The following is an 11,996-nucleotide window of genomic DNA, read 5'->3' as shown; positions in this document are numbered from 1 at the left end:
AAATACAACCTTATGTGGTGATAGAGTATGAAAAGTTTTAACATAGTTCTTATTACTTTATTCTTAGCCCTCATACTTACAGGATGTAAAACAGACGGGACCCAGAATTCACCACGATCTTCCAATGAAGAGTTCAAAACTACAGTTGATCTTACGAAGATAAACTATCTTAACCCGGAACTTTATACTGACAATAAAGATTACCGAGAGATGATTTCTATCATTAATCAAAATGTGAAGGCTCTCAACGAGAGAGATGAACAAAGATATGTTTCATCGTTTAATTCCTCAGAACCGCAGGTAAAAACAAATGCCAAATCCAGCTACAAAACACTCGTAGGGAACATGGACAAATACGTCCTAAGTCTGGAGAAGGCAGAATTTAAAAAAAATGATACAAACCCGAATGAACTTCAGGTGATCGTTTCAACAGAGATTCAGCAAAACCAACAAATAAAAAAAGAAACAAGTGCATTTATCTTTAAACTGGAAGACAATATATGGAGTCTTGCGTACATCGACTAACAAACTGAGTATAATTATGCTAAAAATCAGGACTCAGCTTGGATTTACTCGATACAGGCTATACTGTGGGATAAAAGCTATGCTTTCCCGTCTGCTCCGAACAAGCGATTTATCACGCACCACATGTAAATAAGCAGAATGTAATAGCGGAAAGATGCTTTGCTGCCCGTATAGGTTTCTGCTAGATAATCACCCTAACCCAAAAAACACCTCCGCGCTGCGGAGGTGTTCATTATATCCATCCCTGAGCAGGGTTACCGGATTTTTGCGCGCCCGACCAGCATGGTAAAATCCGCGGTAACCTCCCGGATCGCCAACTGCAGCGCCTGCTGAATCTGCTCATCCCGAACGCCCCACGACAGCGGCGTCATCCGAACCAGAGGTTCCAGCAATTCCTCTTGCAACGCGACGTCGTATCGGATCTGCCGTTCGTCCAGCATGTCGAAATGCCGCATGAAAAGCGCCCTTGTCTTTTCGTTGGAATAAGCTTGTCTGGGCGAGCGGTCGTCGTACAAGGCGTGCCGCAGCTGGCACAAATGCCCACTGCCCGGAATGACCTTGATCAACATGCCATCCTTGCGCAGCAAGCGGCTGAATTCCCCATAATTCGAAGCGGATAATACGTTCAGGACGACATCGAACGACTGATCCTGAAAAGGACTCCGCGCCAAATCGCCCACGCACCAGATGAAGCCCGCATACTCTCTCGCGGCAATCGCGACGCCTTCCTTGGAAAGATCGAGCCCGGCACCGAGGAAGCCGGCAGGCGTTCCGCGCTTCCACACGTCTGCAAGCTGCGCTAACTGAGAGCCCTCGCCGCATCCGGCATCCAATACGGTGACCGGCCCCAAGCGGGGGCCGCTTATATTGTTAAGAAGCGTCTGACCGATCCGCCCGATCAGAGGCTGAAAGAAGCCGCTCCGACACACGAGGTTGCGGGCTTCGAACATCGTTTTTCCATAATCGCTTTTGACGGCCTTTGTTACTAACAAAATATAGCCCGGCTTCGCGGTTCAAAGCCATGACGATTTCGGCAAAGCAGCGTCCGGTTTTCATTCATTTCCATAGCAAGCCCGCAGACGGGGCATTGAAACAGAGAGCTGTGCCGGCCGATCAAGCGGGCGGCCGCATCGATTTTTTTCAACACCAAAAAACACCTCGTTCATTCGTTGTCGTTGAATGAAAAAGGCACAGCACAAAGAAACCCTTCCCATAGCTCAAAAAAATGGGGGGCTGCCTGTTCTGCACCTTACATTAACGATAACGAATGAACTGGATGATCATGAAAACCCGCTCCCTTTATAACGAAACAGAGCCTTTCCGTAAGCTCTTCAGAAAGTATAGCACGGCCGGTTCAGTCGAACCAGCCCTTCCGCCTGAACCACCAGAACATCCCCGCCCCGATGCCGAGCATGACGCCGAGCACGAAGAAGTACCCGCCATGCCACTTCAGCTCGGGCATATAATCGAAGTTCATCCCGTAAATGCCGGCGATAAACGTCAATGGCATGAAAATGGTCGTGATGACCGTAAGCGTCTTCATGATCGCGTTCATCCGATTGGAGTTCATGGAGATGTAGCTGTCGCGCATGTCGGCGGTGATGTCCCGGTTCGATTCGATCATCTCCGAGAGCTTGAGCAAGTGGTCGTACACATCCGTAAAATAAAACAACTGCTCCTTAACCCCCTCGATCCGCTCCGAGTTCACGACCCGATACAGCAGATCGCGCATGGGCACGATTGTCCGCCGCAATTTCAGCAGTCGTCCGCGAATTTCGAAAATATCGTCCATCATTTGCTGTATCGACCGTTTGCGGCCCCCGGCCTCGATTGCGAGCAGTTGGTCCTCCAGCTCGTACACCGCCGGAAAATATCCGTCCACCAGCTTGTCCATCACCAAATAGGCCGCGTACAAATGTCCTTTCTGCCGGTAGGAAGGCTGCTCCTGTATGCGCAGCCACGCTTCGTCGAGCTCCGGCTGATGATCGAAATGAAACGTCACCATAAAGCGGCCGCCCAGAAAGAGGTCCACCTCCTGCGCCGACAGTTTTTGGGGATGGAGCGCATGCAGCACGAAAAAATGAACGGTTTCGTAATGATCCACCTTCGGCCGTTGCAGCAAATGGTAGCAATCCTCAATCGCGAGCGGGTGAAAATGTAAATGGCTTTCCAGCAGCTTTGCTTCCTGGTCCGTCGGTTGATTGAAGTCGACCCAATACCAGGCGATGCCGGGATCGTCCAGCCTGTCCAGTCCAATATCGGTAAGTAAATCCGCATTGTGAGTAACGGCGCATATCCGCAGCAAACCCGCTCACCTGACCTTATGTTCAATTGGTTCATTCTGTTAGCCAGTATACCGCAAAATCGGGCCAATAAAAAAAAGGTACTTCTTTTAAGCCTTCATTTGCCGCAGTAGCTGCCTTTTTCCAGGACAAGGAAACCCGGAGCGCGTTTCGGCGAGGCATGGCCCGTGAAAGTTTTTCATCAACTCGCGCACAGAGCCGCGGGCAGGAACCGGGCCAATTAGCTCCTGCCGTGTACGGCAGCTACGGACGGATCGTTACCCGCGTGCCGATGGGGACAAGACGGGCAAGCGACAGTACATCCTCGTTGTACATGCGGATGCAGCCGTGAGAGACGGCATGGCCGATGGACGCCGGGTTATTCGTGCCGTGGATGCCGTAATGCGGGCGAGATAGTCCCATCCAGAAGACGCCGAACGGTCCGCCCGGATGGGGCACCTTGTTTACAATCCTGTACTCGCCCACGGGCGACTGTGTCAGTATTTTGCCGATGGCGATCGGATACGAACGGATCACGCGATTGCCTTCCAGCAGATGAAGCATCCGCTGGGACAAAGCGACGATAATGCGGTATGGCATGGGGGGCAGCTCCTTCGCAGAAGATTCGCAAGTATGCTACTACCATATGCACGAGAGCCTATCGGGGCGACGGGCAGAAAAGCCGGTTATGGATATAAAACAAACTAAAACCAATTAAAAGAATAACAACACAATAACTTAACGTGTATTTAATATGTATTTTACAAAACTCTCTTATAGTTAGGATAACGGGCCAAGCCCAAGGTGTCATATCCAATTAAAGGAGAGATTATGACGTGAAAAAGTCTTTATCGCTTATGTTGATCCTTATGCTGGCGCTTTCCATGCTGCTGGCCGCTTGTGGAAAAACGGAGTCTGAACCAAAGGGGCAAGCTTCGGGAGCGGGCAATACCGGAACCGCCGGCGCCGATGCGGGCATCGATACGAAAAGCAAAGAGCTTACGGTTTATACTGCGCTGGAAGACGATCAGATCAAAAAATATCTGGAGACGTATAAAGCGAAGTACCCTGACGTGAAGCTGAACATCGTTCGCGATTCGACGGGCATCATTACGGCGAAGCTGATCGCCGAGAAGGATAACCCGCAAGCCGACGTCGTGTGGGGGCTTGCCGCAACGAGCCTGCTTGTGCTAGATCAGAACGGAATGCTCGAAGGGTATTCACCGCAGGGCGTCGACCGGGTACAGCCGGACTTCAAGGATAAGAACAGCCCGACGCGCTGGGTCGGCATCGACGCTTGGGAAACGGCGTTTATCGTGAACAAGAAAGAGATGGAGAAGCGCGGCCTGTCGGTTCCACAAAGCTATGCCGATTTGATTAAGCCGGAGTACAAGGGTTTGATTACGATGCCGAATCCTGCCTCCTCCGGAACCGGCTTCCTGACCGTGTCGGGACTCGTGCAATTGGAAGGCAAGGACAAAGCATGGGCATACATGGACAAGCTTCACGACAACATCGCGATGTACGTGCATTCCGGCTCCAAACCGGCGAAGATGGCTGGAACGGGTGAATATCCAATCGGGATCTCCTTCGGCTACCGTGGGATCCAAGAGAAGAAGACGGGCTCTCCGGTCGAGGTCGTGTTTCCGAAGGAAGGCTCCGGCTGGGATGTGGAAGCCAATGCGCTGCTGAAGAAGAAGACCGTCAAGCAGGCGGCCAAAGATTTCCTCGATTGGGCCATCAGCGACGACGCCATGAAGGAATACAGCAAAAACTTTGCGATTTTGGCGGTGAAGAGCGACGGCAGCCAAGTTCCGGAAGGCTATGAGAAGGACCCGATCAAGCAATTGATCAAGAACGACCTGAACGAAGCGGCCAAAAACCGCGAAAGCGTCTTGAACGAGTGGAGCAAACGCTACGACAGCAAGAGCGAAGCCAAGAAATAATAGTACGCAAACGAACAAATCGCAACCAAATGAAAGCGCGGAGCCGCAGGTTCTGCGCTTTTTTTTCCAAATTCTCTTATGAAAACAACATAAATACAACAAAACAAAACAAATAACATAATCTTTACTTGCGTTTGATATTCCGTTAACAAAACCGGCCTATACTTGAATGGAAAGCAAGCAAGCCGGTCCCTTGCGGGCCGGTCTGAAGGAGGCTCTTATGCAACCGTATTTATCGATCCGACAGTTGTCCAAATCATTCGGTTCGTTCACAGCGCTGAAACAGGTTAATCTCGATATGAACAAAAACGAATTCGTCTGCCTGCTCGGGCCGAGCGGCTGCGGCAAAACGACGCTGCTGCGCCTGATTGCCGGTCTCGAAAGCCCGACCGAAGGACGGATTGCCGTAGACGGGAAGGATATCACCGCTCTGCCGCCTGCGAAACGGAATTTCGGCATGGTATTCCAGTCGTACGCCTTGTTTCCGAACTTGACAGCTTACCAGAACGTCGCTTACGGGCTGCAGAACAAGAAATGGTCCAAGAAAGATATCGACTTCAAGGTGCGCGAAGCGTTCGCGCTGATCGATCTGGAGCATGTCATGCAGCGCTATCCGTCCCAGCTGTCGGGCGGTCAGCAGCAGCGCATCGCTTTAGCCCGCGCCATCGTACTGTCGCCGGACATGCTGCTGTTGGACGAGCCGCTGTCGGCTTTGGATGCGAAGGTGCGCGTGAAGCTGCGGCAGGAAATCCGCGAGCTGCAGACCAAGCTCGGCATCACGACCATCATGGTGACGCACGATCAGGAAGAGGCGCTGACGATGGCCGACCGGATCGTCGTCATGAACAACGCGGAGGTCGTTCAGACCGGCACGCCGCAGGACGTGTACGACCGCCCGAACTCTCCGTTCGTCGCCGATTTTGTCGGGGCGATCAACTTTCTGGAAGACGGCGTATGGCGAGCAGGGACGGAAGGCAGGCGAGCGATCGCCGTCCGGCCGGAGCATATCGAGGTCAGAGCAGGCAATGAGGGTGAAGGCATCCCGGCCGTCGTCCGTAGCGTCGAATTCCGCGGTCCGTTCTACCGGCTGAATCTCCAAATGCTTCACTCTGGCGCAGGCGAGCTGGTAACGGTGGACGTTCCTGCCCAAGCCTCCCGCGAGCTGCCGCTGGCCAAAGACGCCCGCGTCCTGCTGAACGTGCCCGCAGAGAAGCTGCTGTCGTTCCAGGCGGAAGCCTTGGCCCATTGAATCCAAGCGAAGGAGATTTCATCATGTGGACTGCACGAACCCGGGCGCTCAGCCCGAAAGCGGGGGGCGCGGAGCTCTGGCAGATGTCGCTTGTCGTCATCGTCGTCCTGCTGCTGCTCACGGCCGTTTTGTTTCCTCTGGGCGTCTTGTTCGCCAAGGCGTTCTTGGACCGTGAAGGAGCTTTCGTCGGGCTGGCTACCTTTGTGCGTTACTTTTCGACGCCGGCGCTGTCCCAGTCGCTAACGAATACGATCTACGTCTCGGTCCTTTCGACGGGCATCGCTGTCACGCTGGCGTTCTTCTACGCATACGGGGTCATCCGGACGGCGATCCGGGGAAAGGGATTCTTCAAAATGATCGCGCTTGTGCCGTTGTTCGCGCCTACGATGATGCACGGAATCGCGCTGACGTATTTGTTCGGCAACCAAGGTCTTGTCACGAACGGGCTGTTCGGACTGGTGCCCGGGTTTAAAATCGAGCTGTACGGCCCGGTCGGCATCATCATGGCGGAGGTCATCTACTTGTTCCCGCAAGCGTTTCTGATCTTGGCGGCGTCGCTGGCCGTCACCGATTATCGGCTGTACGAAGCGGCGGAGACGCTCGGCGCGGGAAGGCTCAAGCGGCTGCTCACGGTGACGCTGCCGTCGGTCAAGTTCGGGCTGATCAGCGCCATCTTCGTCTGCTTCACTGCGTGCTTCACTGATTTCGGAGCGCCTCAGGTCATCGGCGGGAAGTTCAACGTGCTCGCGACGGATATTTACAAGCAGGTGATCGGCCAGCAAAACATGTCCATGGGCGCGGCGGTCGGCATTCTGCTGACGATCCCGGCGGTTGTCGCCTTCATCGTGGACCGGCTCGTGCAGCGCAAGCAAAATGCGCTGATCACATCCAAATCGACGCCGTACCGCATTGTGAACGGCCGTCTGAGGGACATGCTGTTTACGCTGTTCTGCGCCTTGATGTCCATCGGAATTCTCATTCCGCTGCTGACGATCGTTTATGCTTCGTTGGTGAACGTATGGCCTTATAACCTGACACTTTCGCTCAAGCATTTTGATTTTTCTGCGATGGCGGCGGCCGGGTTCGAGCCGTTCTGGAACAGCTTGGTTCTTTCGCTGCTGACGGCAGTCCTGGGCACGCTGTTCGCGTTCATCACGGCGTACTTGATCGAAAAAACGCGGATGCTGCGAAGCGCCCGGCAGCTCGGCTATTTCTTGGCCATCCTGCCTCTGTCGCTGCCCGGCATGGTCATCGGGCTGGCGTACATTTTCTTCTTCAACGCGCCGGACAACCCGCTGCATCCGATGTACGGCACCGTAGCCATTCTGGTGTTGGCAAATGTCGTTCACTTTTTCTCGGTGCCCTTCATCACGGCAATGACGACGCTGAAGAAGCAGGACAAGGAGTTCGAGCTGGTGGCGGAGTCGATGCGGGTGCCGTTCTACCGGACGTTTCTCAAGGTGACGGTGCCGCTGTCGCTGCCGGCTATTATCGAGATGGGGATGTACTTCTTCGTCAACTCCATGGTAACGGTGTCGGCGCTCGTCTTCCTGACTTCGCCGGATTTCAAGCTGGCGGCGGTCTCCATCGTCCATATGGACGATGCGGGCGACACGGCGGCCGCGGCGGCTATGTCGGTGCTGATTCTGGGAACGAATATCGCTGTCCGGCTGCTTTACGAGCTCATTTTGCGGGGCGTGAAGCGGCGGACAGAAGCTTGGCAAACGCACAAATAATACGGGAGGAATCAAGATATGACGGTACAAGGAGTCATTTTGGATTGGGCGGGAACTGCGGTTGACTACGGCTGCTTCGCGCCGGTGGCAGTATTTGTGGAAGTGTTTGCGAAGCGGGGAATTACGCTGACGGCCGAGGAAGCGCGCGGGCCGATGGGGATGCTGAAGCGGGATCATCTCCGCGAGCTTTGCCGCCTGGACAGCGTGGCGAAGCAGTGGAAGGCGGCCTTCGGCCGGACGCCGGAGGAAGCCGATGTCGATTCGCTGTACTCGGATTTCGAGCTGATGCTGTTCGGCATCCTGAAGCAGTATGCGACCCCGATTCCGGGAGTGATTGAGCTGGTGGCGCGGTTGCGGTCGCAAGGGATCAAGGTCGGCTCGACCACGGGATATACGACGGAGATGATGGAGATCGTCGCCGCCGAGGCGAAGAAGCAGGGCTATGCGCCGGATGGGCTGGTAACGCCGGACGAAATGCCTGCGGGCCGGCCGTATCCGTGGATGATCTACGAGAACGCAATTCGGCTTGGTATTTATCCGATGAAGCATATCGTCAAAGTCGGAGATACAATCAGCGACATTCGTGAAGGGCTGAACGCCGGAACCTGGACGGTCAGCATTCTCAAAGGCAGCAGTGAACTCGGCATGACCGAGGCGGAAGTAAATGCATGCGATCCCGCCGTTCTGCAGCGGAAGCTCGAAGAGATTGGGCGGCGCTACCGGTCGGAGGGCGCGCATTATGTGATCGACTCCATCGGGGCGTTGGACCCGGTCATTGCAGACATTAACCGGCGCTTGGCGGCAGGGGAATCCCCATGCTCCATGGCGGCCGCAACGAAAGGATGAATTCTTATGACAGAAACGATGACCGTTCCGGCAATGCCGGATAATCCATATTTGCTGCTGACGCCGGGACCTTTGTCCACGACGAAGCGGGTGAAGGCGGCCATGCTGAAGGACTGGTGCACGTGGGACCGCGAATACAACGACTTGGTACAGGACATTCGCGGCAGGCTGGTCCGGCTGGCGACGACGGAGACGGACCGGTATACGGCCGTGCTGATGCAGGGAAGCGGCACATTCGTCGTGGAATCGGTGATCGGCTCGGCGATCCCCGTGGACGGCAAGCTGGCCGTCCTCATTAACGGAGCTTACGGCGAGCGGATCGCGCAAATGGCGGAGCGGCTGCGCATTCCGACCGTCCGGATCGCGCTGGGCGAGACGACGCCTGCGGACGTGGCCGCTTTGGAAGCCGTCTTGGCCGCGCAGCCGGATATTACGCATGTGGCCGTCGTCCATACGGAGACGACGACCGGGATGCGCAATCCGCTGGAGGACATCGCCCGGGCGGCGAAGCAGCACGGCAAGACGCTGATCGCCGATGCGATGAGCAGCTTCGGCGGCATCGCCATCGACGTGGCGACGCTCGGCATCGATTTTTTGATCAGCAGCAGCAACAAGTGCATTCAAGGCGTCCCCGGTTTCGGCTTCGTCATCGCGAAGACGGAGGAGCTGACTGCCTGCGCCGGACGCGCCCGGTCGCTCTCGCTTGATCTGTACGATCAATGGGAGACGATGGAGCGGCAGCAGGGCAAGTGGCGGTTCACCTCGCCGACCCATGTCGTGCACGCGTTCCACGAAGCACTGCTGGAGCTGGAGGACGAGGGAGGCATCACGAAGCGACAGCAGCGGTACGAGAACAACCAGCGCCTGTTGGTGCGGGGGATGGAGGAGCTTGGGTTTCAAGCGCTGCTTCCGGCCTCGTGCCAATCGCCGATCATTACTTCGTTTGTGTATCCGGCGCATCCGCAGTTTTCGTTTGCGGAATTTTACGCGCGGATGAAGCTCGAAGGCTTCGTGCTGTATCCGGGCAAAATCTCGTCCGCAGACACGTTCCGCATCGGCAACATCGGGGATGTGCATGCGGACGATATCGCGCGGCTATTGGAGGCGATCGGGCGCAACCGATTCTGGTTGTAAAGCGGCGGAACGGAAAATCGTGTAAGCTGCGGCGCTCGGGTGCTATAATGCAAGTATCATACGCAGGGCTGGAGGTTGCGCCGAATGTCTTTGGTGGGGGAAGAACGCAAGGATGTCATCTTGAACACGCTCAATCTGGAAGGAAAAGTAAAGACATTTGAGCTGGTTGAGAAGCTGAAGGTGTCGTCGGAGACGGTGCGCCGGTATTTGGAGGAGCTGGAGGCGGAGAACAAGCTGAAGCGGGTCTACGGCGGTGCGGTCAAAATCAACCTGGCACGGGAAGAGCCGCCGCACCTGAAGCGGGAAGAGCTGTACGCCGACGAGAAGAAGCGGATCGGCCGGGCGGCTGCGTCTCTGGTGGAAGACAACGACGTGATCTTCATCGACGACGGCACGACGACCCAGCAGATGATTCATTTTTTGCTCAATAAGAAAAATATTACGGTGCTGGCCTTTTCCGCTCCGGCGCTGTATCTGCTCATCGATTACAAGAACAAGGAGCTGTTCTCCGGCGACGTTTATTTTATCGGAGGCAAGGTCAATGCCTCGCAGGCACGGGTATCCGGCTCGATGGCCGAGCGGATGGTCGAGCAGTTTTATGCGGACAAGGCGTTTATCTCGATCGATGGCTTGATGGTAAACCGCGGAATTACAAGCTTCGACGCCGAACGGGGGCAGCTCGCACGCAAGCTGATCGAGCATTCCAAGCAATCGATCGTGATGACCGACCGCTCAAAGATCGGCGAGGGGCAGTTCTACAAGCTGGCCGATCTCAAGGAAATCGACATCATTATCAGCGATGTGAACATGCCGAAGGAATGGGAGACCGACCTTCAAACTTCGGGTGTGACCTGGATCCATGCCATGTAAGAAGCAACTGCCTTGCCTTGCGGAACCGTGCAGTTGACCCGCGCTACCTAAACGAAAACCATCTCCCCGAGGCCAAAAGCCCGGGGTGGCCCATCCGGAAGCCTATGCTTCCGGATTTCGTCGTTTTGCCGAAGGATGAACAGATACAGATAGAAAAGAATGGGATGACGCAAATGGATCGGGATTCATCCGCTCCCCTGCTCGTCTCCGTTTAGACTTCGCTGCTCCTCTTTAGCCGCAGCCGCTTTTGTAAAATGCGTCTCGATTTTTTTGCTGAGAAACAGCGAGCCCCCGATAAACAACACCACATAGAGCAGCTGAAGCGGATCGCGGACAAATCGTTCCAGATCGTACCCGATATACGAAACGGAGAAGATCATGATCGCTTTGCCAGCGGCCACGGCGATCAGGAATGTATGCAGCCGCATGCGCGCGACGGCGGCCGCCATATTGACAAGCACGAACGGGCCGACCGGAAACACGCTCAGCAGAAACACATAGCTGAACCCGTTGTGGCGGACCCACCGCATGCTTTTTTCGACTTTGGGCTTGCGCTTCCACCGCTCGAAGTACGGATGGCCAGCCGCTTTGCGAATGATCAGGAAGGTCGTCAGGCATCCGGCGATCATGCCGATCCACGAATATAGAAAGCCGAGCCATAAGCCGTATACCGCCGCATTGACTCCGACGATGACCAGCGTAGGCAGCGGAGGAACGAACGACTTGGCGAACGTGAGCAGGATGCCGGGAAGCGGCCCCAGGGAGCGGTATTGCTCCAGCCAATGCTTGATGTTGTCCTCTGTCAAATGCTCGATGATTGAAAAATCCATGCTGATGCGATCACCCGAGTCCGGTTAGATTTTGTGCCAAGCGGTCTTCACGATTTATTCGGCCTCAGGGCCTTTTCCTTGGATAGTAAACGTTTTGGCCGCTACGAGCGAGTCGTCCTTCCAATACTCTCCTCTATATTCTCCGGGCTCCCAACGATCGGAACGCAATCTGGCGGTAAACAAAAAGTCGCCTTGTGGATAAGTGGGCTCCGTCATGACCGGCAGACCGTCGCGAACGCGGATGACCAGAAAGCGGAAGGCGTGCTCCCCATGTACAAGTTCCGGATGCGCCACAAGTACGAGAATGTTTTTGCCGTCAGGGAACATCGTCCGTGGGTCCGTAGAGAACCTCTTCCACCCGGCCTTCGGAGGGAAAAATTTATCTCTGTAGTCGTATAACTCGTACCCGTAAGAAATTTCGTAGTCGCTCGGCAATCGGTCTTGCTCATAAAGATGGTAACGCAGTCTCGGATAGAAGGGAAGGCAAGCCACAATAATGACACAGGTGGCGATGATGATCCATACCCATTTTTTCAAGTGTCCCCACCCCCAGTCCTGCCGGGCAGCGTTTATTGTAA

Annotated in this window: 12 protein-coding genes; 7 read left to right on the top strand and 5 right to left on the bottom strand. The window is 55.1% G+C overall.

Annotation, left to right across the window (positions count from 1 at the left end):
* Positions 1–27: 27 nt before the first annotated feature.
* Positions 28–525 (top strand): hypothetical protein, encoded by a 498-nt coding sequence (locus ET33_RS21085; RefSeq protein WP_036686299.1) that lies wholly within the window; start codon positions 28–30, stop codon positions 523–525.
* Positions 526–779: 254 nt separating this feature from the next.
* Here ET33_RS21085 and ET33_RS21080 read toward each other — a convergent pair whose 3' ends face one another.
* The 3 genes from ET33_RS21080 to ET33_RS21070 form a co-directional block, all read right to left on the bottom strand.
* Complete coding sequence (locus ET33_RS21080; protein WP_081890423.1) at positions 780–1,517, bottom strand: methyltransferase domain-containing protein; 738 nt, start codon at positions 1,515–1,517, stop codon at positions 780–782.
* 362 nt (positions 1,518–1,879) lie between these two features.
* Entirely contained in the window at positions 1,880–2,830 is a 951-nt protein-coding gene (gene corA, locus ET33_RS21075; protein ID WP_036686297.1) for a magnesium/cobalt transporter CorA, read from the bottom strand.
* Between the two features lie 241 nt (positions 2,831–3,071).
* Positions 3,072–3,407 carry a L,D-transpeptidase gene (locus tag ET33_RS21070; RefSeq protein WP_036686295.1) on the bottom strand — a complete coding sequence of 112 codons (336 nt, stop codon included), beginning with the start codon at positions 3,405–3,407 and terminating at the stop codon, positions 3,072–3,074.
* Positions 3,408–3,643: 236 nt separating this feature from the next.
* On the opposite strand from ET33_RS21070, the gene ET33_RS21065 reads away from it, so the two are divergent.
* The 6 genes from ET33_RS21065 to ET33_RS21040 all read left to right on the top strand — a co-directional run bounded on the left by ET33_RS21065 (position 3,644) and on the right by ET33_RS21040 (position 10,588).
* Complete coding sequence (locus ET33_RS21065; protein ID WP_036686292.1) at positions 3,644–4,753, top strand: putative 2-aminoethylphosphonate ABC transporter substrate-binding protein; 1,110 nt, start codon at positions 3,644–3,646, stop codon at positions 4,751–4,753.
* Between the two features lie 220 nt (positions 4,754–4,973).
* Positions 4,974–6,002, top strand: coding sequence for a putative 2-aminoethylphosphonate ABC transporter ATP-binding protein (locus ET33_RS21060; protein ID WP_036686289.1), 1,029 nt, complete (start codon positions 4,974–4,976; stop codon positions 6,000–6,002).
* Between the two features lie 23 nt (positions 6,003–6,025).
* Positions 6,026–7,738, top strand: a complete 1,713-nt coding sequence (locus tag ET33_RS21055; RefSeq protein ID WP_036686287.1) for a putative 2-aminoethylphosphonate ABC transporter permease subunit — start codon at positions 6,026–6,028, stop codon at positions 7,736–7,738.
* A gap of 18 nt (positions 7,739–7,756) precedes the next feature.
* Positions 7,757–8,584, top strand: a complete 828-nt coding sequence (phnX, locus tag ET33_RS21050) for a phosphonoacetaldehyde hydrolase (protein ID WP_036686285.1) — start codon at positions 7,757–7,759, stop codon at positions 8,582–8,584.
* Positions 8,585–8,617: 33 nt separating this feature from the next.
* On the top strand, positions 8,618–9,718 hold the full coding sequence (gene phnW, locus ET33_RS21045) for a 2-aminoethylphosphonate--pyruvate transaminase (RefSeq protein WP_036686723.1): 1,101 nt from the start codon (positions 8,618–8,620) through the stop codon (positions 9,716–9,718).
* Between the two features lie 84 nt (positions 9,719–9,802).
* Complete coding sequence (locus tag ET33_RS21040; RefSeq protein ID WP_036686282.1) at positions 9,803–10,588, top strand: DeoR/GlpR family DNA-binding transcription regulator; 786 nt, start codon at positions 9,803–9,805, stop codon at positions 10,586–10,588.
* 185 nt (positions 10,589–10,773) lie between these two features.
* Here ET33_RS21040 and ET33_RS21035 read toward each other — a convergent pair whose 3' ends face one another.
* Together ET33_RS21035 and ET33_RS21030 are read right to left on the bottom strand one after the other, a co-directional pair.
* Positions 10,774–11,418, bottom strand: coding sequence for a TVP38/TMEM64 family protein (locus ET33_RS21035; protein ID WP_036686281.1), 645 nt, complete (start codon positions 11,416–11,418; stop codon positions 10,774–10,776).
* Positions 11,419–11,472: 54 nt separating this feature from the next.
* Positions 11,473–11,955 (bottom strand): hypothetical protein, encoded by a 483-nt coding sequence (locus ET33_RS21030; RefSeq protein ID WP_036686278.1) that lies wholly within the window; start codon positions 11,953–11,955, stop codon positions 11,473–11,475.
* Positions 11,956–11,996: the final 41 nt, after the last annotated feature.

Origin of the sequence: Paenibacillus tyrphae (assembly GCF_000722545.1) — a bacterium.
Lineage (GTDB): Bacteria > Bacillota > Bacilli > Paenibacillales > NBRC-103111 > Paenibacillus_G > Paenibacillus_G tyrfis.
Note: the sequence above shows the minus strand (reverse complement) of the source record. Positions and strands in the feature narration are given on the sequence as shown.